This window comes from Ottowia pentelensis, assembly GCF_964341695.1.
Genome location: NZ_OZ224513.1, coordinates 3,097,268 through 3,120,426, shown reverse-complemented (window position 1 = coordinate 3,120,426; position 23,159 = coordinate 3,097,268). Strand labels below are relative to the sequence as shown.

At 68.4% G+C, this 23,159-nt stretch carries 22 protein-coding genes; 8 read left to right on the top strand and 14 right to left on the bottom strand.

Features of this window, described 5'->3' with window-relative positions; translation table 11 throughout:
* Window positions 1-28 precede the first annotated feature (28 nt).
* Genes ACWHMB_RS15070 through ACWHMB_RS15055 form a run of 4 tightly spaced genes read left to right on the top strand, consistent with a single transcriptional unit; the run spans window position 29 to window position 3,307 of the window.
* Window positions 29-892 carry a branched-chain amino acid ABC transporter permease gene (locus ACWHMB_RS15070; protein WP_377483958.1) on the top strand — a complete coding sequence of 288 codons (864 nt, stop codon included), beginning with the start codon at window positions 29-31 and terminating at the stop codon, window positions 890-892.
* Window positions 889-1,842, top strand: coding sequence for a branched-chain amino acid ABC transporter permease (locus tag ACWHMB_RS15065; RefSeq protein WP_377483956.1), 954 nt, complete (start codon window positions 889-891; stop codon window positions 1,840-1,842). The genes ACWHMB_RS15070 and ACWHMB_RS15065 overlap by 4 nt, the downstream gene beginning before the upstream one ends.
* Window positions 1,839-2,576, top strand: coding sequence for an ABC transporter ATP-binding protein (locus ACWHMB_RS15060; RefSeq protein ID WP_377483953.1), 738 nt, complete (start codon window positions 1,839-1,841; stop codon window positions 2,574-2,576). The genes ACWHMB_RS15065 and ACWHMB_RS15060 overlap by 4 nt, the downstream gene beginning before the upstream one ends.
* On the top strand, window positions 2,573-3,307 hold the full coding sequence (locus ACWHMB_RS15055) for an ABC transporter ATP-binding protein (protein WP_377483951.1): 735 nt from the start codon (window positions 2,573-2,575) through the stop codon (window positions 3,305-3,307). The genes ACWHMB_RS15060 and ACWHMB_RS15055 overlap by 4 nt, the downstream gene beginning before the upstream one ends.
* Here the strand turns inward: ACWHMB_RS15055 and ACWHMB_RS15050 are convergent.
* The 5 genes from ACWHMB_RS15050 to ACWHMB_RS15030 form a co-directional block, all read right to left on the bottom strand.
* Window positions 3,292-4,137: a phytanoyl-CoA dioxygenase family protein gene (locus tag ACWHMB_RS15050; RefSeq protein ID WP_377483949.1), complete on the bottom strand. Its 846-nt coding sequence runs from the start codon at window positions 4,135-4,137 to the stop codon at window positions 3,292-3,294. The genes ACWHMB_RS15055 and ACWHMB_RS15050 overlap by 16 nt on opposite strands.
* Before the next feature lie 132 nt (window positions 4,138-4,269).
* Complete coding sequence (locus ACWHMB_RS15045) at window positions 4,270-5,268, bottom strand: recombination-associated protein RdgC (RefSeq protein WP_447648577.1); 999 nt, start codon at window positions 5,266-5,268, stop codon at window positions 4,270-4,272.
* 63 nt (window positions 5,269-5,331) lie between these two features.
* Window positions 5,332-6,627, bottom strand: a complete 1,296-nt coding sequence (locus tag ACWHMB_RS15040) for a TRAP transporter large permease (RefSeq protein ID WP_377483944.1) — start codon at window positions 6,625-6,627, stop codon at window positions 5,332-5,334.
* A complete protein-coding gene (locus ACWHMB_RS15035) occupies window positions 6,620-7,132 on the bottom strand; it encodes a TRAP transporter small permease (RefSeq protein ID WP_377483942.1) in 513 nt (170 codons plus the stop codon). The genes ACWHMB_RS15040 and ACWHMB_RS15035 overlap by 8 nt, the downstream gene beginning before the upstream one ends.
* A gap of 76 nt (window positions 7,133-7,208) precedes the next feature.
* Window positions 7,209-8,195 carry a TRAP transporter substrate-binding protein gene (locus tag ACWHMB_RS15030; RefSeq protein ID WP_377483940.1) on the bottom strand — a complete coding sequence of 329 codons (987 nt, stop codon included), beginning with the start codon at window positions 8,193-8,195 and terminating at the stop codon, window positions 7,209-7,211.
* A gap of 230 nt (window positions 8,196-8,425) precedes the next feature.
* Here ACWHMB_RS15030 and ACWHMB_RS15025 point away from each other — a divergent pair, with 230 nt between their 5' ends.
* Window positions 8,426-12,139 (top strand): hydantoinase B/oxoprolinase family protein, encoded by a 3,714-nt coding sequence (locus ACWHMB_RS15025; RefSeq protein ID WP_377483938.1) that lies wholly within the window; start codon window positions 8,426-8,428, stop codon window positions 12,137-12,139.
* 21 nt (window positions 12,140-12,160) lie between these two features.
* On the opposite strand, the gene ACWHMB_RS15020 is transcribed toward ACWHMB_RS15025, so the two are convergent.
* The 6 genes from ACWHMB_RS15020 to ACWHMB_RS14995 all read right to left on the bottom strand — a co-directional run bounded on the left by ACWHMB_RS15020 (window position 12,161) and on the right by ACWHMB_RS14995 (window position 16,861).
* Window positions 12,161-12,505: a DUF190 domain-containing protein gene (locus ACWHMB_RS15020; RefSeq protein ID WP_377483936.1), complete on the bottom strand. Its 345-nt coding sequence runs from the start codon at window positions 12,503-12,505 to the stop codon at window positions 12,161-12,163.
* Window positions 12,506-12,527: 22 nt separating this feature from the next.
* On the bottom strand, window positions 12,528-12,920 hold the full coding sequence (crcB, locus tag ACWHMB_RS15015) for a fluoride efflux transporter CrcB (RefSeq protein ID WP_293225065.1): 393 nt from the start codon (window positions 12,918-12,920) through the stop codon (window positions 12,528-12,530).
* 17 nt (window positions 12,921-12,937) lie between these two features.
* A complete protein-coding gene (locus ACWHMB_RS15010; protein WP_293225067.1) occupies window positions 12,938-13,522 on the bottom strand; it encodes an HdeD family acid-resistance protein in 585 nt (194 codons plus the stop codon).
* An 89-nt stretch (window positions 13,523-13,611) separates the two neighbouring features.
* Window positions 13,612-14,514 (bottom strand): 3-hydroxyisobutyrate dehydrogenase, encoded by a 903-nt coding sequence (gene mmsB / locus ACWHMB_RS15005; protein ID WP_377483933.1) that lies wholly within the window; start codon window positions 14,512-14,514, stop codon window positions 13,612-13,614.
* A gap of 75 nt (window positions 14,515-14,589) precedes the next feature.
* Complete coding sequence (locus ACWHMB_RS15000) at window positions 14,590-16,119, bottom strand: hypothetical protein (RefSeq protein WP_447648576.1); 1,530 nt, start codon at window positions 16,117-16,119, stop codon at window positions 14,590-14,592.
* 163 nt (window positions 16,120-16,282) lie between these two features.
* On the bottom strand, window positions 16,283-16,861 hold the full coding sequence (locus ACWHMB_RS14995) for a ferric reductase-like transmembrane domain-containing protein (RefSeq protein ID WP_293225072.1): 579 nt from the start codon (window positions 16,859-16,861) through the stop codon (window positions 16,283-16,285).
* A gap of 274 nt (window positions 16,862-17,135) precedes the next feature.
* On the opposite strand from ACWHMB_RS14995, the gene ACWHMB_RS14990 reads away from it, so the two are divergent.
* Window positions 17,136-18,404 carry a M20 family metallopeptidase gene (locus ACWHMB_RS14990; RefSeq protein WP_377483931.1) on the top strand — a complete coding sequence of 423 codons (1,269 nt, stop codon included), beginning with the start codon at window positions 17,136-17,138 and terminating at the stop codon, window positions 18,402-18,404.
* Window positions 18,405-18,438: 34 nt separating this feature from the next.
* On the top strand, window positions 18,439-19,146 hold the full coding sequence (locus ACWHMB_RS14985) for a trimeric intracellular cation channel family protein (RefSeq protein ID WP_377483929.1): 708 nt from the start codon (window positions 18,439-18,441) through the stop codon (window positions 19,144-19,146).
* A gap of 49 nt (window positions 19,147-19,195) precedes the next feature.
* Here the strand turns inward: ACWHMB_RS14985 and ACWHMB_RS14980 are convergent, their stop codons facing one another.
* From ACWHMB_RS14980 to ACWHMB_RS14970, 3 genes are all read right to left on the bottom strand, one after another.
* On the bottom strand, window positions 19,196-19,834 hold the full coding sequence (locus ACWHMB_RS14980; RefSeq protein WP_293225078.1) for a CoA transferase subunit B: 639 nt from the start codon (window positions 19,832-19,834) through the stop codon (window positions 19,196-19,198).
* Between the two features lie 11 nt (window positions 19,835-19,845).
* Window positions 19,846-20,550 carry a CoA transferase subunit A gene (locus ACWHMB_RS14975; RefSeq protein ID WP_293225080.1) on the bottom strand — a complete coding sequence of 235 codons (705 nt, stop codon included), beginning with the start codon at window positions 20,548-20,550 and terminating at the stop codon, window positions 19,846-19,848.
* A gap of 155 nt (window positions 20,551-20,705) precedes the next feature.
* Complete coding sequence (locus ACWHMB_RS14970) at window positions 20,706-21,611, bottom strand: LysR family transcriptional regulator (RefSeq protein WP_293225082.1); 906 nt, start codon at window positions 21,609-21,611, stop codon at window positions 20,706-20,708.
* 149 nt (window positions 21,612-21,760) lie between these two features.
* On the opposite strand from ACWHMB_RS14970, the gene ACWHMB_RS14965 reads away from it, so the two are divergent.
* Window positions 21,761-23,152, top strand: a complete 1,392-nt coding sequence (locus ACWHMB_RS14965; protein ID WP_293225084.1) for a GntP family permease — start codon at window positions 21,761-21,763, stop codon at window positions 23,150-23,152.
* Window positions 23,153-23,159: the final 7 nt, after the last annotated feature.

Genomic DNA, 23,159 nt, shown 5'->3' with positions numbered 1-23,159 from the left:
TGAACGACGCCCGTAGGGAGCGGACGCCATGGATCTGCTGGCGCAAGTCCTTGCCAACGGCATCTTGCTGGGCGGGCTCTATGCCGTGATGGCCCTGGGCCTGGCGCTGGTGTGGGGCGTGCTCAACATCGTCAACCTGGCGCACGGCTCCTTCATCATGCTGGGGGCGTACTGCTCCTGGCACCTGTTTCATTACCTGCACATCGACCCCTTCCTGGGGCTGCCGATCACGGCGGTGCTGATGTTCGTGCTGGGCTATGGCGTGCAGCGCGGCCTGCTCAACCTGATCGTGCGCGCGCCGATGTTCAACACCCTGCTGCTCACCTTCGGGCTGGACGTGGTGCTGACCTACCTGGCGCAGCTGGCGTTCTCGGCCGACTTTCGCGCCATCAACCCGGCCTACGCCGGCAACCAGGTGCACTGGGGGCCGATGGTGCTGCCGGTGGTGCGGCTGGGCGCCTTTGCCGTGGCGCTGGCGCTGACCTTCGGCATGTGGCTGTTTCTGCTGCACACGCGCCTGGGGCGGGCCATTCGCGCGACGGCGCAGAACCTGGTGGCGGCGCGCCTGCACGGGGTCGAGCCGCGCCACCTGTACGCGCTGACCTTCGCCATCGGCATCGCGCTGGCGGGCACCGCCGGCGGGCTGTACGGCACGGTGTCGCAGATCAACCCCTACATCGGCGCCTCGCTCACGCTCAAGTCCTTTGCCATCGCCATCATCGGCGGGCTGGACAACCCGTTGGGCGTGTTGGTGGGCGGCCTGTTCCTGGGCGTGGTCGAGGCGCTGACCACCTTGTACGTCGGCCCCACCTTCGTCGACGTGGCCAGCTTCGGCATCCTGGCGCTGGTGCTGATCGTGCGGCCCACCGGCCTGCTGGGGAGAACCGCATGAAGGCCTGGCAATGGATCGGCCTGGCCGTCGCGTTGTCGGTGCTGGCCAGCCTGCCCTGGTGGGGCTCGGACGTGATGGTGCAGTTCGGCATCAACGCGCTGCTGCTGGCGGTGCTGGCGCAGGGCTGGAACATCATCGGCGGCTACACCGGCTACGCTTCGTTCGGCAACTCGGTGTTCTACGGCCTGGGCAGCTACGGCGTGGCCATCGCCATGGTGCAGTGGCACCTGCCGTTCGCCTTCGGCCTGGCCTTTGGGGTGCTGCTGGCGGTGGTCTTCGCCCTGCTGCTGGGCGTGCCGGTGCTGCGCCTGCGCGGCCACTATTTCGCCATCGCCACGCTGGCGCTGGCCGGGGTGATGGCGGCCATCGTCTCCAACGTGCCGCTGGCCGGGCAGAACATCGGCCTGGTGTTGCCGCCGCTCAACGACGACCGGCTGTTCTACGGCCTGGCGCTGGGGCTGATGCTGATCTCTACCGGCGTGGTGTGGTGGCTCACGCGCAGCCGCTTCGGCTTCGGCCTGATCGCCATCCGCGAGAACGAGGACGGCGCGGCGGTGATGGGCGTCAACACCACGCTCTACAAGGTGATGGCGTTCACGCTCTCGGGGGTGCTGAGCGCGCTGGCCGGCGGCATCCACGCCTACTGGATCACCTTTCTCGACCCCGAGAGCGCGTTCGACATCGGGCTGAACGTCAAGATGATCATCATGGCCGTGTTCGGCGGCGCGGGCACGGTGCTGGGGCCGGTCATCGGGGCTTTCACCCTGTCGGCCATCTCCGAGTGGCTGTCGAGCGAGGTCACCAGCATCGCCACGCTGTTCTTCGGTGTCGTCATCATCGCCGCCGTGGTGCTGATGCCGCACGGCCTGATGGACCTGGCGCGGCGCGCGCGCCTGGGCACGCTGACCTGGCGCTACCTGGGCGAGAACGTGCGGGCGAACAAGCTATGAGCGCGTTGTTGGAGGTTCGCCACGTCACCCGGCGCTTTGCCGGCCTGGTGGCCGTGCACGACGTCAGCTTTGCGCTGGCGCCGGGCGAGATCCTGGGCCTCATCGGCCCCAACGGCGCCGGCAAGACGACCTTGATCAGCCTGATCAGCGGCACCCTGGAGCCGAGCGAAGGCGAGGTGCTGTTCGACGGCCAGGCCATCACGCGGCTGCCGGCGTTTCGGCGCGCGCGCTTAGGGATAGGCCGCACCTTCCAGATCATGCGGCCGTTTCCCGGCCTGTCGGTGCTGGACAACGTGGCCATCGGCGCCCTGTTCGGCCACCGGGGCGGCCAGGCCCAGCTGGCGCGGGCGCGCGCGCAGGCACGCGAGTGCCTTGACTTTGTCGGCCTGGGCGGCTTTGCCGACCAGCGTGCCGACGAACTGGGCGGGCCGGGCCGCAAGCGCCTGGAGCTGGCCAAGGCGCTGGCCATGAAGCCGCGCCTGCTGTTGTGCGACGAAGTGATGGCGGGGCTGAACCACGTCGAGATCGAGGAGGTCATCGCGGTGATCCGCAAGGTGCGCGAGCAGGGCATCGCCGTGCTGGTGATCGAGCACGTCATCAAGGCCATCCGCAGCCTGTCGGACCGGCTCTTGGTGCTGCACCATGGCGAGCTGATCGCCGATGGCACGCCCGAAAAGGTGCTGGCCGATGCCACGGTGGTGCAGGCCTACCTGGGCGCGAGGCGCACGCGATGAGTACCGCGCCCGCGTCATCGGCCGAAGCCCTGCTGCGGGTGGAGCAGGTGTCGGCCGGCTACGGGCTGATGCCGGTGCTGCACGGCCTGTCGATCGAGGTGCGCGCGGCCGAGATCGTGGCCCTGGTGGGCAGCAACGGCGCCGGCAAGACCACGCTGCTGCGCGTGCTCTCGCGCCTGCTGCCCTGCACCGGCACGCTGCGCTTCAACCGCCAGGACCTGGCGGCCATGACGCCGGACCAGGCCTTCGGCCACGGCCTGGTGCAGGTGCCCGAGGGGCGCCAGCTGTTCGACCGCATGACGGTGCAGGACAACCTGCTGATGGGCGCGTTTCGGCGGCACGACAAGGCGGCGGTGGCGCGCGACCTGCAGCGCATGTACCAGCTGTTTCCGCGCCTGGGCGAGCGTCGGCGCCAGCTGGCGGGCAGCATGTCGGGCGGCGAGCAGCAGATGTGCGCCATGGCGCGCGCGCTGATGGCCGCGCCGGTGCTGATGATGATCGACGAGATGAGCCTGGGGCTGGCGCCGGTGATCGTCGACCAGCTGACCGAGGTGCTGGCCGAGATCCGCAAGAACGGCGTGACGGTGCTGCTGGTGGAGCAGGACGTGCAGGTGGCGCTGGGCGCGGCCGACCGCGCCTACGTGATCGAGAACGGCCGCGTCACGCTGGCCGGCCCGGCGCGCCAGCTGATCGACGACCCGGCGGTGCAGCAGGCCTATCTGGGCGTTTGATACAGCAGCGGAAACAGCGCCTCGTCGTGCATGGGCGCGCCGGCGGGCAGGCGCTCGGCCAGGCCCGGAAACGGCGGCGAGGTGACCCAGGGGCGCGGCGCGTGGGTGATGTCGTCGCCCAGCATGCGCACCGAGAACACGCGCCGGCGCCGGTCGCCGTCCACGCCGCCGCTGGCGTGCAGGGCGAGCATGTGAAAGGCGACGACGTCGCCCGGCTCGACCGCCCAGCCAATGATGGGAAAGCGCTCGCGCGCGGCCTCGATGTCAGGCAAGTCCTGCAGGCTGCCTTCGGGGAACCACTTGGCCTGGCTGTCCATGAAGCTGCGCGGCATCAGCCAGGGCCCGCGGTGCGAGCCGGCGACAAACTCCAGCGTGGAGTGGCGCCGCACCGGATCGACGGCAATCCAGAAGCTGACGTTCTGCCGGCCCTCGATGTTGTAGTAGGGCTGGTCCTGGTGCCAGGGCGTGGGCTGGCGCGTGCCGGGCTCCTTGGTCAGCATGTGGTCGTGGTACAGGCGCACGCTGCGGCTTTGCATCAGGCATGCGGCGGCGGCGGCCAGGGGCGAGTCGAAGATGAAGCGGCGGTAGGCCGGGTTCTCGGGCCAGCAGCAGAAGTCCTCGATGAAAAATCCCGGGTCGTCGGGGCGGCTGGCCACCTTGGCGCGCGGGCTGGGCGCGGCGATGTTGGCGTCGATGCCGCGGCGCAGCAGGGCCACCTCATCCGGGTTCAGCAGGCCACGCAGGCACACCGCGCCATCGCGCGCGAAGGCGTCGATGGCCTGGGCGTCGGCCACCTGGGCGGCGCGCCGGTCGAGGTCCGAAGGCGTCATGGTGCGGTCACTCCGGTGGATGGCGGGTTTTTTGGTCGAATTGGCCTGTGGCGCGCATCCATCAAGCGCGGACAGCTATAAATACGATAGTCATCGAGACATCCGAGGAAAGGCCGGCACGGGGCGCGTGGTTCAGAACGGCGGATCGTCGGCGCTGGTGACGGCCTCATCGTGCGCGGCGTCGACGGTCTTGGGCGCGTCGGTGAAGCCCGAGGGCTGGCCGGGTTCGGCCTCGCCGCCCAGGGCGGCCAGCAGGTCGGTGATGAGCGGAGCCAGCTCGCCGGTGGCCAGCGCCACGTTGGCGTCGAAGCGCTCGTCGGCGGCCACGTCCTTGGCCTGCTCGTCGAACACGCCTTCCAGAAAGCTGATTTTCTTGAGCTGCAGCGCCTGCGTCAGCACGAAGCCCACGCGTGCGCGCCAGCTGAGGGCCAGGCGGGTGGGCAGCTTGCCTTCGACGATGTGCTGGCGCACCTCGTCGGTGGCCAGCTCGTGCCGGGTGAACTTGACGACGGCGGGCTCCTCGCCGCTGCCCTTGAGCTCGCATTCGCGCTCGACCGCCAGCGCCCCGGGCAGCTCATCGGGGCTTTGCGCGGCCAGCCAGGCCGTCATGGCCGCTTGCGGCGACTGCTGGGTCTGCGCCAGCGCGATGGAAAAATCGCGGCCTGCCAGCCGCACCAGGCTGGCGATGACCTCGTCGGCCTTGCCTTGGCTGCCGGCGTCCAGCAGCAGGCGGCGCTCGCGTGGGTCGATCCACACGGTGACCTGCGTGCGGCGCGCAAAGGCCTGCGGCAGCAGCGCCAGCAGGGCGTCGTCGCGCAGGTCGCGCAACTCCTTCTTGCCCGGCTTGCGGCCGCTGGTCTGCTCGATGTGCTCCACCGCCTCCTGCACCTTGCGGCGCACGGCCTCGCCGGGCACGGCCTTGGTCTCGATGGCCAGGCGCGCGATCCACTGGCCGTCCACGGACTCGACCAGCGCGCCGTGCTGCTCGCCACGCGGCGGCACCCAGCCAATGGATTTTTGCTGCGTGGCGCCGCACTCGGCAAAGGGCTCGCGCGCCAGCGCTTCTTCCAGCTGCGCCGCCGAGGCGGGCCAGGCGCCCGCCAGGCGGTAAAGCATCAAATTCTTGAACACGATGAAGACTTCCCAAAAAGCGCGGCCCGCGCGGTGGCGGGCCGGGTTGTCATCATAGTGGGCTCACATGTGCCCTGGCATCCAGGTGGCGATCTGCGGGAAGAACCACAGCAGCAGCACCATGGCGCACATCAGGAAGAAAAACGGCAGCGTGACGCGGGCGATGTAGGCGATGTCGCGCTTGGTCATGCCCTGCAGCACGAACAGGTTGAAGCCCACCGGCGGCGTGATCTGCGCCATCTCGACCACGATGACGATGAAGATGCCGAACCAGACCAGGTCCAGCCCGGCCGCCTGCACGGTGGGCAGAATCACGCCCATGGTCAGCACCACCATCGAGATGCCGTCCAGAAAGCAGCCCAGGATGATGTAGAAGATGGCCAGCGCGATGATCAGCATGAAGGGCGACAGGCCCAGCGAGCCGATGTATTCGGCCAGGTGGCGCGGCAGGCCGATGTAGCCCATGGCCAGCGTCAGGAAGGCGGCGCCGGCCAGGATCAGCGCGATCATGCAGTACAGGCGCGTGGCGCCCAGCAGCGCGGTCTTGAAGGTGCCCCACGACAGGCTGCCCTGCACCAGCGACAGCAGCAGCGAGCCCACCACGCCGACGGCGGCGGCCTCGGTGGCGGTGGCAAAGCCGGTGTAGATCGAGCCCAGCACGGCCGCGATCAGCAGCACCACCGGAATCAGGTGGCGCGACTCGTGCAGCTTCTCGCCCAGGCTCATGCGGTGATCGGGCTCCGGGATCTGGCCCGGGTGCGTCAGCGCCCACACCATCAGATAGCCCGAAAACAGCGCCGCCAGCAGGATGCCCGGCAGCACGCCGGCAATGAACAGCTTGGCGATCGAGACGTCGGCCGACACGCCGTAGACGATCATGATGATGGACGGCGGAATGAGCAGGCCCAGCGTGCCCGTGCCGGCCAGCGAGCCGATGGTGATGTCGCGCGGATAGCCCCGGTGGCCCAGCTCGGGCAGGGTCATCTTGCCGATGGTGGCGCAGGTGGCGGCCGACGAGCCCGACACCGCCGCGAAGATGGCGCAGCCGATGACATTGGTGTGCAGCAGTCGCCCCGGCAGCCAGTTCACCCACGGCGCCAGGCCGCGGAACATGCTCTCGCTCAGCTTGGTGCGAAACAGGATTTCGCCCATCCAGATGAACAGCGGCAGGGCCGTCAGCGTCCAGCTCGACGCCGAGCCCCAAATGGTGACCGCCATGGCGTCGCCCGCCGGCCGCGCCGAAAACAGCTGCATGCCGATCCAGGCCACGCCGGTCAGCGTCAGGCCGATCCACACGCCGCTGCCCAAGAGGGCGAACAGCGAGACGATCAGCAGCGAGGTGATGGCGAAGTCACTCATTGTGCAGCGCCTCCTCGCTCTCGTCGGCGTGGCTGCGCTCGCCGCGCAGCTCCAGCACCCATTCGTCGACGAAGGCGATGAACAGCACCGCCGTGCCGATGGCCATACTGAGCTGCGGAATCCACAGCGGCGTGGCGTCGTTGGCGGTGGACATGTCGTTGTAGACGCGCGAGAGCCAGACCAGCCGGATCGAGAACCAGGCGAACAGGCCGGACAGGAACACCGCCGCCGTCAGCGCCCACATCTCCAGCCCGCGCCGTGCGCCACCCGTCAGGCGCCCGATGATCAGCGACACGCGGATGTGCTCGTTTTTCTTCAGCGTGTGCGCCAGCGCCAGAAAGCCCGCCGCCGCCATGCAATAGCCCGCGTAGGCGTCGGTGCCCGGCAGGTTGAAATTGAGCAAACGGCCCAGCACCGAGGCCAGCACCATCACCAGCACGCCGATCATGGCCAGCGCAGCCAGCCAGGCGGCGGCGTCGTACAGCAAGTCGAGACTTCGGCGCATGGCGCGCTCCAGGGCAGGGTTGAAAAAGGCCCCCTCGAGGCGAACCCGGAGGGAGCCCAGGCGTGTCGGCGGCGGCTTACTTGCCCGCGCGATAGGCGTCGACCACGGACTTGCCCTCGGGGCCAGCCTTGTCCAGCCATTCCTTGAGCATGGTGTCGCCCACCTTGTGCATGTCGGACTGCAGCTGGGCCGAGGGCGCGTACACCGTCATGCCGTTCTTGCGCAGCAGGTCGAGGTACTCGTTGGTCTTTTTCTCGCTGGTGGCCCAGCCGCGCTTCTCGGCCTCGGCGGCGGCCTTCAGCAGGCCGGCCTGGGTGGCCTTGTCCAGCGCGTCGAAGGCCTTCTTGTTGGCGATGACCGCGTTCTTGGGCAGCCAGGCCTGGGTGTCGGCAAAGAACTTCAGGTGCTCGTAGGTCTTGGTGTCGTAGCCGGTGGAGCCGCTGCTCATGTAGCTCTCGACCACGCCGGTGGCCATGGCCTGCGACAGCTCGGCCTGCTGCACGGTGACGGGCTGGGCGCCCACCAGCTCGGCGATGCGCGCGGTGGCGGGGCTGTAGGCGCGCCACTTGATGCCCTTGAGGTCGGCGGCGCTGTCGATCTTCTTCTTGCTGAAGATGCCCTGCGGCGGCCAGGCCACCGCGTACAGCAGCATCATGCCCTGCTCGCCCAGCTTTTTCTCCAGCACCGGCTTGCTGGCCTGGTACAGCTTGAAGGCCTCGGCGTAGCTGGTGGCCAGGAACGGGATGCCGTCCAGGCCCCACATCGGCCATTCGTTCTGGAAGTTGACCAGCAGAATCTCGCCCGCCTGCGCCTGCCCGCCCTGCACCGCGCGCTTGATCTCGGGCGCCTTGAACAGGGCGGCGTTGTCGTGCACCTGGATCTTGAGCTTGCCGCCGGTGTCCTGGTCGACGTCCTTGGCGAACTGCGCCAGGTTCTCGGTGTGGAAGTTGCTGGCCGGATAGGCGCTGGGCAGGTCCCACTTGGTCTGGGCGCTGGCGGGCAGGGCCAGGGCGCCCAGGCAAAGCGCGGCCACGGTGGCGGCGGTGCGGCGGGTCAGGCTCATGGGGTCTCCTCGGTCGGGGGTTGAAAAGTGCCGCGAGCATAGTGCCCGGCGGCGCCGACGAAAACCGTGAAAACACCAGTCGGGACGCGCCGGCGACAGGGCGCGGCGCGGCCAATAATGGCGTGGCGGGTGACGACGGCGCGGCAGGTGCCGGTGCCGCTTGTCTGAAATACTATCAATTAAATAGCTTGTCGCGCTTGTCCCATGGGCGCAAAAACTGGTTTTTGTTCATGAACCCGACCTACTCGTCCGTCGACGATGGCGCCGCGCCGCCCGCGCCCCGCTGGCAATTCTGGATCGACCGCGGCGGCACCTTCACCGACATCGTGGCGCGGCGGCCCGACGGCGCCATCGTCACGCACAAGCTGCTGTCCGACAACCCGGAGCAGTACGCCGACGCGGCGGTGAGCGGCATGCGCCATCTGCTGGGCCTGCAGCCCGGCGAGCCGATCACGCCGGCGCAGGTGGAGTGCGTGAAGATGGGCACCACCGTGGCCACCAACGCCCTGCTGGAGCGCAAGGGCGAGCCCACGCTGCTGGTCACCACGCGCGGCTTTCGCGACGCGCTGCGCATCGCCTATCAGGCGCGGCCGCGCATCTTCGCCCGCCACATCGTGCTGCCCGAGCTGCTGTACAGCGCGGTGGTGCAAGCCGATGAGCGCGTGGGCGCCGATGGCGCGGTGGTGGCGGCGCTGGATGAGCCGCTCTTGAAACAGGAGCTGATCGCGCAATACGCAAGCGGGCTGCGCAGCGTTGCGATCGTATTCATGCACGGCTGGCGCCACACCGCGCACGAGCAGGCTGCCGCGCGCATCGCGCGCGAGGTGGGATTCAGCCAGATCTCCACCTCCCACCAGACCAGCCCGCTGATGAAGTTCGTCAGCCGGGGCGACACCACCGTGGTCGACGCCTATCTGTCGCCCATCCTGCGCCGCTACGTCGACCAGGTGGCGGCCCAGATGCCGGGCGTGCCGCTGTTTTTCATGCAGTCCTCGGGCGGGCTGGCCGATGCGCATGCCTTCCAGGGCAAGGATGCGATTTTGTCGGGGCCGGCCGGCGGCATCGTCGGCATGGCGCGCACGGCGCAGATCGCGGGGCAAGACCGGGTGATCGGCTTCGACATGGGCGGCACCAGCACCGACGTGAGTCACTTTGCCGGCACCTTCGAGCGCGAGTTCGAGACCCAGGTGGCCGGCGTGCGCATGCGCGCGCCCATGATGAGCATCCACACCGTGGCGGCGGGCGGCGGCTCCATCCTGCGCTTCGACGGCACGCGCTTTCGCGTCGGGCCCGACAGCGCCGGCGCCAACCCCGGGCCGGCCAGCTACCGGCGCGGGGGGCCGTTGGCCGTGACCGATGCCAACGTGATGGTGGGCAAGCTGCAGCCGGCGCATTTTCCGCGCGTGTTCGGCCCCGGCGCCGACCAGCCGCTGGACGTCGAGGTGGTGCGCGCCCGCTTCCAGGACATCGCCGCCGGCGCCGGCCGCACGCCCGAGGACGTGGCGCACGGCTTCATCCACATCGCCGTGCAGCAGATGGCCAGCGCCATCAAGAAGATCAGCGTGGCGCGTGGCTACGACGTCACGCGCTACACGCTGCAGTGCTTCGGCGGCGCCGGCGGCCAGCACGCCTGCGGCGTGGCCGACGCGCTGGGCATGTCGCGCGTGCTGGTGCACCCGCTGGCGGGCGTGCTGTCGGCCTACGGCATGGGCCTGGCCGACCAGAACCTGATGCGCGAGCGGGCGCTGGAGCTGCCGCTGGCGGCGCCCCACGTGGCCGAGTTGCGAGCCGCACTCGACGCGCTGGCCGAGCAGGCCCGCGCCGAGCTGCAGGGCCGCCAGTCCGGCAGCGGCGACGCCGTGCAGGTGCATCGCCGCCTGCACGTGCGCTACGCTGGCACCGATTCGGCCCTGGTCGTGCCCTTCGAGGCCGGCGATGAGGTGGGGGACGACGCCGCGCTGCAGGCCATCGTGCAGGCCTTCGAGGCGGCCTATCGCCAGCGCTTTGCCTTCTTGATGGAAGGCAAGGCCCTCATCGTCGAGGCGGTGTCGGTCGAGGCCGTGGTGGCCGGCGCGGCGCCGGCCGAGCCCGAGCACCCGCTGCACCCGCCGCGCGCCGTGCCGCGGCAGGGCACGGTGCCCATGTACACCAGCGGCGCCGACGGCCTGGCTGCCTGGCATCCGGCGGCGCTGATCGTGCGCGAGGAGCTGCGGCCGGGCGATGCCATCGACGGCCCGGCCATCATTGCCGAGCGCAACGCCACCACCGTGGTCGAGCCCGGCTGGCGCGCCCGGCTCACCGCCTTCGATCATCTGCTGCTGGAGCGCACGGCCCCGCGTGCGCAGCGCTTTGCCGCCGGCACCCAGGTCGACCCGGTGCTGCTGGAGGTGTTCAACAACCTGTTCATGAACATCGCCGAGCAGATGGGGCTGCAGCTGCAGAACACGGCCTACTCGGTCAACATCAAGGAGCGGCTGGACTTCTCGTGCGCGCTGTTCGACGCCGCCGGCCACCTGATCGCCAACGCGCCGCACATGCCGGTGCACCTGGGCAGCATGGGCGAGAGCATACGCACCGTCATCGACCGCAACCGCGGCGCCATGCACCCGGGCGACGTGTACGTGCTGAACGACCCCTACCACGGCGGCACGCATTTGCCCGACATCACGGTCATCACCCCCGTTTATCTGGACGGCCAGGCCGAACCGGCGTTCTACGTCGGCTCGCGTGGCCACCATGCCGACATCGGCGGCCTCACGCCCGGCTCGATGCCGCCGTTTTCCACCCGCATCGAGGAGGAGGGCGTGCAGCTCGACAACGTCAAGCTGGTCGACCGCGGGCGGCTGTGCGAGCAGGAGGTGTTGGCGTTGCTGGCCGGTGGTGAATACCCCAGCCGCAACCCGCAGCAGAACCTGGCGGACTTGAAGGCGCAGATCGCCGCCAACGAGAAGGGCGCGCAGGAGCTGCGCAAGATGGTGGCGCAGTTCGACCTGCCCGTCGTGCAGGCCTACATGCAGCACGTGCAGGACAACGCCGAAGAATGCGTGCGCCGCGCCATCACCAAGCTGGCCGCGCGGGTGAAAGACGGGCGCTTCACCTTGCCGTTGGACAACGGCGCGCAGGTGCAGGTGGCGGTGGCCATCGACGGCGAGCGGCGCACGGCGCGCATCGACTTCACGGGCACCTCACCGCAGCAGGCCAACAACTTCAACGCGCCCACGGCGGTGTGCATGGCGGCGGTGCTGTACGTGTTCCGCATCCTGGTCGATGACGACATCCCGCTCAACGCCGGCTGCCTGAAACCGATCGAGGTCATCATTCCCGCCGGCAGCATGCTGCGCCCCGAGCCGCCGGCCAGCGTGGTGGCCGGCAACGTCGAGACCTCGACCTGCATCACCAACGCGCTGATCGGCGCGCTGGGGCTGATGGGCTCCAGCCAGTGCACGCTCAACAACTTCACCTTCGGCAACGCCGAGCACCAGTACTACGAGACCGTCTCGGGCGGCTCGGGCGCGGGCGGCGAGTTCGACGACCAGGGCCAGCTGATCGGCGGTTTCGACGGCACCAGCGTGGTGCAGACGCACATGAGCAACTCGCGCCTGACCGACCCCGAGGTGCTGGAGTGGCGCTTTCCGGTGCGGCTGGAAAGCTATGAAATCCGCAACGGCTCGGGCGGTGCCGGCCGCTGGCACGGCGGCGACGGCGGCGTGCGGCGCCTGCGTTTTTTGCAGCCCATGACGGCCAGCATCCTCAGCAACGGCCGCGTGCACGGCGCCTTCGGCATGGCCGGCGGCGGGGCCGGGGCGGTGGGCATCAACCGCGTGCTGCGCGTCGATGGGCAGGTCGAGGAACTCAAGCACATCGGCAGCGCCGAGATGCAGCCGGGCGACATCTTCGAGATCCACACCCCCGGTGGCGGCGGGTTCGGGAAGGATGAGTCCTGACGCACCGCGCGGGGTCGGCGTTCAGCCCGGGGGCGCCGGGTCGCCCAGCACCTTGCCGGTCACGCCGATCTCGACCGGCAGGCGCAAATAGAACAGCTTGAGTCCGGCGTCGGCCACCAGGGCCAGCAAGCGCTCGGCGTCCTGCGGCTTGACGGCAAAGCCCACCTGCACCGGCACCTCGCCCGCCAGCTCGAAGAAGTGTTCTTCATGCAAGTGGCCATGGCGCCCGAAGCCCGCGATGGCGCGAAACGCCGAGCCGCCCTGGATGCCCAGCGCACGCGCCTGTTCCAGCAGCCACTCGTAGGTCAGCTTGCCGTGGTGGCGCGCCGATTCCTGCATGTAGAACTTGAGGTAGACGCCTTGCATGGTCCCGCTCCAGAAAGGTCTGTCACGCCCGGGCGAACAGCGCGTTGACGATCAGCATGCCGAGGGCCGTCATGAGCAGGGACCCGACCAGGTGCAGGCCAGCCGCGCCCAGGCCCCAGCCGTACTGCCTTTGCGCCAGCAGGGTGACGACTTCGAGCGAGAAGGTGGAGAAGGTGGTCAGGCCGCCCAGGAAGCCGGTGATGATCAGCAGGCGCACTTCCGGCGGCACGCTGGCGCTGTGGCTGAAGAAGGCGCTGGCCAGGCCGATCAGCATGCCGCCGATGAGGTTGACCGCGACGGTGCCCAGCGGGAGGGTCGGAAAAATCGGGTTGAGCAGCGCGCCCAGCCCCCAGCGCAGCAGGCAGCCCAGGCCGCCACCGACAAATACGGCGAGCACCGGAAGCAGGCGCGACATGTCAGCGTTCAACGAACTCAGCGCGTGGCGCTGCGCACCAGGCTGCGCACCCGAAAGGCGAACAGCACGCGCAAAATGCCGATCACCAGCGACCAGGCCCCCGCCATCAGGGACACGCTCAGCCCGCCGATGCCCGGCGCCCACACCAGCAGCAGGCCGAACAGGACCGAGACCACGCCCGTCACATACAACACCCATTCGCCGCTGACGGCCTTGCGGATGTTGACGCCGAACATGAAGACCGTCACGCCGAACAGGATGGCCTGGAAGGCGATCACGTAGACGAACAGCAGCACCGTGTTGACCGGCCCGAGCAGCGCGTACAGCCCGACCAGAATGCTGAGCAAGCCGCCGAAGAACACCCACCAGCGGCCGTCGGCGCCCTTGGCCGCCAACGCGCGCACGACGCTGAACACGCCGTCCACCAGCAGGAACGCGGCGAAGATCACCGCCAGCGCCAGCAGCGCTTCGGCCGGCCGCGCCAGCGCCAGCACGCCGAACAGGATGTAGAGCACCCCACCCAGCAAAAACATCCACCAGTTGGCCTTGGCAAATTCCAGCGCGTCGCGAAACAGGGGCGATGGGTTGGCGTCCTGGCTCATGGTTTCCTCCTTCTGGGTCGACAAAGTGAAAGGCCGATGATCTTGGCACTGCTTGCCGGCGCCGGCCCGCGCCCATGCCAGCTCACGCGTCAGGCGTCGTTTTCGCTGGCAAGATAGTTGATGATGCCGCTGAAGTCCTGGTCGGAATACTTGGACGCGGTCATTTTCTCGTACAGCTCGCGCGCCTGGGTGCCCAGCCGGCAATGGTAGTGGGCGGTCTCCATGGCCTTGGCCGCCAGACCCAGGTCCTTGGCCAGGGTGTGCGGTACCGCGCCGGGTTCGAAATTGTGGCTGGACGGCGCGGACGCGACGGTGCCGGGGACCGGGCTGTTGGTGGTGACCGACCAGCTCTGGCCGGTGGAAATGGAGATGACCTCGAACAGCTTCTTCGGGTCCATGCCCAGTTTCGCGCCCAGATTGAATGCCTCGGCGGCGCCGATCTGGTTGATGGACAGGAGCATGTTGTTGCAGATCTTCGCGATCAGGCCCGCGCCGTGGCCGCCGCAGTAGACGCTGTGCTTGCCCATGGCCGAGGTCAGTGGCTTGACGAACTCGAAATCCGCTTCGTCGCCGCCGACCATGAAGGTGAGCGTGCCGTCATCCGCGCCCACCATGCCGCCCGAGATCGGCGCGTCCATGCCGCGGTGGCCGGCCTTGCGGGCCAGTTCGGCCGCCTCGCGCGTTTCGTCCACGCCGATCGTGGAGCAGTCCATGAACAGGGTGCCCTTCCTGGCCGCGGCCAGCAGGCCGTCGTTGCCGTGCTCGCCGCGATAGGCGGCCAGCACGTGCTTGCCGGCGGGCAGCACGGTGATGACGACGTCGACGTCGGCCACCGCCTGCGGGCCCGATGCCGCCGTGGTCATGCCGGCCTTGGCCGCCGCCTGCATGGCCGCGCTCGAGAGGTCGTTGGCGGTGACCTGGTGGCCGGCCTTGAGCAGGTTCTTGGCCATGCCCATGCCCATGTGCCCCAAACCGATGACTGCGACTTTCATGACAGCTCCTGACTGGGATGAAGACTTGCCGATCGTTCGGCAACGGATATTTCAGGCGCCGCGTGCCGGTGCGCGCTAGCGGCAGCCTGCGTTGCCGGCCTGGGCCAGCGCGAAAAAGCTGATGCTCTGCGGCGCCAACTCGAGCTTGCCGGCGCCGATGGCCTGGCCTTGCAATGCGGGGAGCGCGTCGGCAGTGCCGAGTGCCAGCGTCTGTCCATTGAGCTGCACGCTGGTGGCATCGAGCGAGAGCGCCGACAGGGTGTAGCGCTCGGCGGCCGTGGGCAGATCGATCGTGGTCGCTTGCGTGCGGCTGTTGTTGATCGCGAGAATCGCCACGCCACCGGGCACGCCGCGCAGGCATTGCGCATGGACGTGGCGGCCTTCGACGATGGGCACACCGCTGTCGAGCACCGTGGTGCCCATCAGGCGGCGCCACAGCAGCGCGCCCCAGTAGTTGGGCTTGGGCGCGAAGGTATCTTCATTGAGCAGACCGTAATCGCTGGCGACCAGGGTGTTGTGAAACACCACGTCCACGTCCTGTCGTGCCAGCCGGCCCAGTTGGTCGAGGTAGCGGAAGGTGTCGAGGAAGGTGCCGCCCCACGGGTTGCCGCCGCAGGCCGCGTCGGCCGTCTCGGTGTTCCAGAACGGCTTGCCCGGCATGTATTTGTCGCGCACCGCGCGGTAGAAGGCCAGTGTCTGGTCGGTGCGGCCCAGCCAGTCTTCGGACAGCGCCTGCTCGGCGCTGGTCTGGTGCCCCATGGCGGCGCAGCGCTGGGACGCGGCGCCGTAGTGGTGATAGGAGAACGCATCTGCGTCGCCGGTGTAAGCGGCGAGGGCATCCGCGCTCAGCACCTTCATGTCGCCATAGCCGCCATGCGCCACGCCCCAGTCGGCGGTCGATTCACCCACCGAGCCCGGCGCGAGGATCTTGACGCCGGGATAGGTCTTGCGCATGAAGGTGTCGAAGATGCGAAAGTCGCGCCCGTAATCCGCCGCGTCGTAGCCCTTGGGCGCACCGCCCATCGACGCCAGCGTCGGTTCGTTGAAGTATTCGACGGCGGCGATCTTGCCGCCATGCGCCTGGGTGAAGGCGAGCCAGTCGCTCGCCTGCTTCGGCGTCCAGACGCCGTCCGGCCCGCGCGTGCCTTCGCCGATCGGCATCGAGGTGACGATGGGTGCGTCGACCGCATTGGAGAACGCGATCGCGCCCAGCCACTCCTGGCGCGTGAGCACGCCGCCATAGCCTTTCGGTGGTTCCTTTGGCGGCGTGTCGGAGTCGGAAAAATACGTGGTGTTGGCCCAGGTGCCGCTGATGCGCACATAGGCCGGGCCGAGTGCCTTGGCCAGCAGGCGCAGCCGCGGGTTGGCCAGGTCGATGGGCGGACGGTACTGGTAGAGGTTGGCGCTCATGCCGGCGGGTGTGTCGCCGCCTCCGGGCCCTTCCTGGCCGGCCTTTGTCGCCGGCCGCCTGGCGATGTCCTTGTAGGGCTTCCAGAAGCGGCCGCCCGTGACCTCGAGCATCTCGACGTTGTAGGACTGGTAGCGCGCGTCCACCGTGCCGATGCGCGGCATCGAGGACGGTGTCAACGAAATGGGCTGTGCCATGACCGATGTTGCCATGCCCATTGCCGCGCAAGTGATCAAACCGAGGGATGTACTGCTCATCATGATCCTTCTTTCTGACGGCTGCCCGCGGTGCAAGCGTTGGGCGCCATCCGGAACGGCCCATGGGGCCGCGCCGAAGGCATGGTACATCCGGGCGAAAAATCTAGCGCATCGAGAACAGTTCCTGATGAAAGCGCTGCTCTACCGGAAAGCCGTGCGCGGTCAAGTCATTCTTGAGCGCCTTCACGCCGGCGAAGCGGTTCAGGGACTGGCTGCGGGCCTTCACCTGCCGGCGGGCGCCCACCTTGCGCACCAGCACCACCCGCGCGGCCCAACTGCCCCGGGCCAGCAGCACCGCCATCAGCCAGGCCTGGATCGGGTGGTCGAGGACCGGACGCGAGCCGCGCGCCGGCGGCGTGAGCCAGCCCCAGCCCACCGCCCACTTGGGGCCCTTGGCCCACAGCCAGTGGACGATGGCGACCACCAGCGCCGCGATGCCCAGCCACTTGTGTAGGCGGTACATCTTGTCGAGCCCGCCCAGCCGCGCCTGGGGCCACAGGGGCCGCAGCGCCAGCGCCATCGCCAGGCTCATGCAGCCCATGGCGAGCACGCCCGAGACTTGCACCATGTGATCGCGCAGGCCGAAGAAGGTGCTGGACTGAAAGACCGTGGGCTCGGCCAGCAGCCACAAGATGACCAGCACCAGCAGTGCGCCCCAGAATGTGCGCTTGAGATTTCGCATGAATCGCCTTTCGGGTTGGTTTGCGTGGCGTGGATCATCGGCTTGGTCGGGAAGACGGATGGCGCCTGACGTTTGAAATGCGGGGCCGAAGATGGTGGAATGATGCCCGATCGTGCCTCCGTGCCGCGCAGGACGTGGGGCGGTCGACCGCTTCGCACGGCGTCGGCGGGCAAGGCGTATGATTTTTTTCGGCGACGGCGGGCCAGACTCGGGTGCATCGGGTCGATGCCCGCGGGCGTCGCGCCAGCGGGATGTCAACGTGGAGCAGACCAACATGAAGACCAAACCATCGAGCGGTGCCGATTCCTTATCGGCCCAGCTGAAGGGGCTGCTCCCGGAACTGGAAGCCCTGTACCAGGACGTGCACGCGCACCCCGAGCTGTCGATGCAGGAAACGCGCACCGCCAAGCTGGCGGCCGAGCGCCTGCAGGCGGCCGGCTACACGGTGACGACCGGTATCGGCAACACGGGCGTGGTGGGCGTGCTCAAGAACGGCGACGGGCCGACCGTGATGTTGCGCGCCGACATGGACGCGCTGCCCGTGAAGGAGGCGACCGGCGTGCCCTACGCCAGCCAGGTCACGGCCACCGACTCGGAAGGCAAGACGGTGCCCGTGATGCACGCCTGCGGTCACGACATGCACGTCACCTGGCTGGCCGGCGCGACCCAGCTGCTGGCGCAGACGCGAAGCGATTGGCACGGTACGGTGATGGCCGTGTTCCAGCCGGCCGAGGAGACCGCCGCCGGCGCGCAGGCGATGATCGACGACGGTTTGTTCAAGCGTTTTCCCAAGCCCGACGTGGTGCTCGGCCAGCACGTCATGGTGGGGCCGGCCGGCATGCTGGGCGGGCGCTCCGGCCCCATCACCTCGGCGGCGGACAGCTTCCAGATCCGACTGTTCGGGCGCGGCGCGCACGGCTCCATGCCGCAGGCCAGCATCGATCCGGTGGTGATGGCGGCCTCGGTGGTGCTGCGGCTGCAGACCATTGTCTCGCGCGAACTGGCGGCGTCCGAGGCGGCGGTCGTCACCATCGGCGCGCTGCAGGCCGGCACCAAGGAAAACGTCATTCCCGACGAGGCCATCATCAAGCTCAACGTGCGCACCTTCGACGAGGGCGTGCGCAAGCGCGTGCTGGGGGCGATCGAGCGCATCGTCAACGCCGAAGCCGCCGCTTCGGGCGCGCCACGGGCGCCCGAAATCACCTCGCTGGACCGCTACCCCCTGGCCACCAACGACCCGACGACGACGCAGCGCGTGGTCGAGGCCTTTCGTCGGCACTTTCCCACCGATCGCATCCGCACCACCGGGCCGGCCTCGGCCAGCGAGGATTTCGGCTCCTTCGGCGCCGAGTGGGGCGTGCCCTCGGTGTTCTGGTTCGTCGGCGGCACCGATCCGGGCGAGTACGCCAAGGCGCTGGCGGCCAACCGGCTCAACGACATCCCGACCAACCACAACCCGCGCTTTCTGCCCGTGCTCCACCCGACGCTGGAAGTGGGCGTCAAGGCGCTGGTCGTGGCGTCCCGCGCGTGGCTTGCCGCGTGAGTTCGCACCGGCGCCGTCGCGAGCGGGGTTCGCCATGACGCCCGCCCTCCCGAACGTCTTCGACGAGTCGGTGCAGGCGCTGCTGACGCACGTGCTGGACCTGGGCGGCACCTTCGTGTTCGCGATCAGCGGCGGCGTGACGGCGGTGCGCCGGCGCATGGACATCTTCGGCGTGCTGGTGCTGGCGTTCGCCGCCGGCAACGCGGGCGGCATCACGCGCGACCTGCTGATCGGTGCGGTGCCGCCGGCGGCGGTGTCCAACTGGATTTATCTGGCGATTTCGGTGCTGGCCGGGCTGATCGTGTTCTATCAGTTTCCGCTCATCGACCGGCTGAACTACCCGGTTCTGTGGTTCGACGCCATCGGACTGGCCTTCTTCGCGGTGTCCGGCACCGGCAAGGCACTGCACTACGGGCTCAACCCGGCCATGGCCGCGCTGCTGGGCATGCTGACGGGCATCGGCGGCGGCATGCTGCGCGACGTGCTGGCCAATGAAATTCCGGCGGTGCTGCGCTCGGATCTGTACGCGCTGGCGGCACTCGCCTGCGCTGCCAGCGTGGCGGCCGGGGATGTTCTGCACCTGCATCCGCTCGGTCCCGCGACCTTCGGCGTCGCGCTCTGCCTGGTGCTGCGCTTTCTGGCGATCCGCAAGGGATGGCGCTTGCCTAGGGCGCGCCGCATGCCGGGGGCGGGCAGAAAGTCCCCGCATGCGGGGGACGGGGACGACGACAAGGAAAATTGATTCGACGGCGCCGAGACCATTTGCTTCGGCGTCCGTCCTGACTTGCCGATCAGTCGCAGTCGAAGCTCAGAATCGGTTCGGTCTTGGCCTGCAGGTCGTCGCGCGAGACGCCGGGCGCCAATTCCTTGACGACGAGGCCGCGCTCCGTCACGTCGAACACCGCCAGGTCGGTGATGAGCTGGTTGACCACGCGCTGGCCGGTCAGGGGCAGGGTGCAGGACTTCAGCACCTTCAGGCCGCCGTCGCGCGCCACGTGTTCCATCAGCACGATCACGCGGCGTGCGCCGCCCACCAGGTCCATGGCGCCACCCATGCCCTTGACCATCTTGCCGGGAATCATCCAGTTGGCCAGGTCGCCGTGCTCGCTGACCTGCATGCCGCCCAGGATGGTCAGGTCCATGTGGCCACCGCGGATCATGGCGAACGAGGTCGAGGACGAGCAGATCGATGCGCCGGGCGCCATGGTGATGGTCTGCTTGGCGGCGTCGATCAGGTCGGGGTCGATCTCGTCCTCGAACGGCGGCGGGCCGATGCCGATTAGACCGTTTTCGGATTGCAGCCAGACTTCCATGCCATCGGGGACGTAGTGCACCACCTTGGTCGGCAGGCCGATCCCCAGGTTCACGTAGTCGCCGTCGTGCAGTTCCTTGGCCGCGCGGGCCGCCATTTGTTCGTGTGTCCAGGCCATGATGTCGTCCTTCAGGCGTTGCGGGTGCGGAAGCTCTTGCGCTCGATGCGCTTCTCGGGGTTCGGTACCACGACGATGCGATCGACGAAGATGCCGGGCAGGTGCACCTCGTCCGGGTCCAGCTGGCCCAGCTCCACCAGTTCTTCCACCTCGACGATGGTGATGCCGCCGGCCATGGCCACTTCGGGGTTGAAGTTGCGCGCGGTGCGGGCGAACATCAGGTTGCCGGCCGGGTCGGCCTTCTTGGCCTTCACCAGCGACACATCGGCCTTGAGGGCGCGCTCCATCACGTAGGTCTGGCCGTCGAATTCGCGCGTTTCCTTGTTCTCGGCGACCACGGTGCCGACGCCGGTGCGCGTGAAGAACGCGGGAATGCCCGCGCCGCCGGCGCGCAGGCGCTCGGCCAGCGTGCCTTGGGGGTTGAACTCGAGCTCCAGCTCGCCGGCCAGGAACTGCCGTTCGAACTCCTTGTTTTCGCCCACGTAGGACGACACCATGCGCTTGATCTGGCGCGTTTGCAGCAGCAGGCCCAAGCCGAAGTCATCGACCCCGGCGTTGTTGCTGATGCAGGTGAGGCCCTTGACGCCGCTGTCGCGCAAGGCGGCGATCAGCGTGGAGGGAATGCCGCACAGGCCGAAGCCCCCGACGGCGATGGTCTGGCCGTTCTTGACCACGTCGCGCAGCGCCGTGGCCGCGTCTCCATATGTTTTTCTCATGTGCGAACCCACCTTTCATCACGAGTCGAGCGATTGCATGATCATCATTCGACCAACGCATGCTATCGAATCGGCACATACCGGACAACCGCCACCGATGCACGATCGGCGTGCAGCCATGCACAACGCCGGCCAGGCGGCGCTGCGCCGGGCCGTCAGCCGGGGCGGCGAAACAGCTCCGGCTGCTGCTCGACCAGCTGGCGGATGTGGTCCCACACCAGGCGATGGCGCCGGATCTTCAGCAGGTCTTCCGGCGCGGCGATCCACAGGCTGCGCGTCATCAGGGGCCGGCCCGGAAAAACGCACACCAGGTCATCGCCCTGGCGCGCCACGTAGGGCGTCAGCAGCACCAGCCCCAGGCTGGCCGCCGCGGCCGTGCGCTGCGCCAGCACGCTGGTGGCGGTGAAGCTGCGCCGTGGGTGGGCGGTCAGCTCCTGCAGGATGCGGTAGCGCTCGCTGACCGAGCCGTCGTGGATGTAATCGACGAACTCGTGCTGCACCACGTCGCCCAGCTCGCGAATCGGCGGGTGCGCATCGCGGTAGCCGGGTGAGCAGTACAGAAAATAGTCCACCTGCGCCAGCCGCGCCACCTTGTAGCGCCCGGCCTCCGGCGGCTCCAGGGTGACCAGGATTTCGACCTCGCGCGTCACCAGGCTGGGAAACTGCGGCTGAGCCATCAGCTCGATCTTCAGCCCCGGGTGCTGCTGGCGCAGCGCCGCCAGGCTGGGGGCCAGCACGTGGATGCCGAAGGCCTCGGGCGTGCCTACGCGCACGGTGCCTTCGATGGACTCGGCCTGGCCGGTACTTTGCTCCACCGCCTCCAGCAGGGCCGCTTCCATCCGCTCGGCGTGCGGAATCAGCCGGCGGCCGGCGTCGGTCAGCATGTAGCCGCTGCGGCGCCGGTCGAACAGCACGGCGCCCAGCTTGCTTTCCAGCCGGTCGATGCGGCGCGACACCGTGGAATGCTCGATCTCCAGCCGCTCGCCGGCCAGCGAGATCGTGCCCACGCGGGCCACCGTCAAAAAGACCCGCAGGTCGTTCCATTCTGGGAGCTGACGCATCGCGTCATTGTGCATCGAGGCACAAACGGGGTGCCGTCGTTGGCTTTCATGTTGCACGGGCGAACAACATAATTTCTGGCTGATTCAAGAGACAGGCTTCGGTCCCCGCGCCACGGACCCGGAGACCATGGACCAACCCCGGAGATGAGATGTCGTTTGCGATCGTGCTGGCCGCGCTGATTTTTTTGATGCTGGCCGCCTACCGGGGTTACAGCGTCATCCTGATCGCGCCGATCGCCGCCCTGGCTGCCGTCATGGTGGGCGACCCGTCGGCGGTCGCGCCGGTGTTTTCCGGCGTCTTCATGAAGAAGATGGTGGCCTTCCTGGAGCTGTACTTTCCGGTCTTCATGCTGGGGGCGATCTTCGGCAAGGCGATCGAGCTGTCCGGCTTTGCCGAATCCATCGTCGCCACCGCCATCCGCTTCTTCGGCCGGGGCCGGGCCAACCTCATCATCGTCTCGGTGTGCGCGCTGCTCACCTATGGCGGCGTGTCGGTGTTCGTGGTCGTGTTCGCGGTGTACCCGTTTGCCGCCGAGCTATATCGGCAGGGCAACATCCCCAAGCGCCTGATGCCCGGGGCGATCGCGCTGGGCGCCTTTTCGTTCACCATGGATTCGCTGCCCGGCACGCCGCAGATCCAGAACATCATCCCCACCACCTTCTTCAACACCACGTCTTGGGCAGCGCCGGTGCTGGGGGTGCTGGGCTCGCTGTTTCTGGTGAGCATCGGCCTGACTTACCTGGAGTGGCGCCGGCGCGTGGCGGCCAAGAACGGCGAAGGCTATGGCAGCGGCCACCTGAACGAGCCGCAGCCCACCGAAGGCCGGCACTTGCCTTCGCCCTGGCTGGCCGTGGCCCCGCTGCTGGTGGTGGGCATCGCCAACTTCTGGCTGACACGCGAGATACCCCAGTGGTACGGCGAGATGCACAGCGTCAACCTGCCCGGCCTGGCCAAGCCGGTGGAAACAAAAATTGCCGGCCTGACGGCCGTCTGGGCGGTTGAAGGCGCGCTGCTGCTGGGCATCCTCGTCGTGCTGGTGACGGCCTTCGCCGCGGTGAAGCGGCGCTTTGCCGAGGGCAGCCGGGCCGCGGTGGGCGGGGCGATGCTGGCGTCGATGAACACCGCGTCGGAATACGGCTTCGGCGGCGTCGTCGCGGCGCTGCCGGGCTTTCTGCTCATCCGCGACGCGCTGCACAGCGTGCCCGATCCGCTGCTGAACGCGGCCGTGTCGGTGAGCACGCTGGCGGGCATCACCGGCTCGGCCTCGGGCGGCATGAGCATCGCGCTGGCGGCCATGTCGGACAACCTGATCGCCGCCGCCCAGGCGGCCCACATCCCGCTGGAGGTGCTGCACCGCGTGGTGGCCATGGCCAGCGGCGGCATGGACACCTTGCCGCACAACGGCGCCGTGATTACGCTGTTGGCCGTGACCGGCCTGACGCACCGGCAGGCGTACAAGGACATCTTCGCCATCACCATCATCAAGACCCTGGCGGCGCTGTTCGTGATCGCCATCTTCTATCTCACCGGCCTCGTTTAACCCCCCC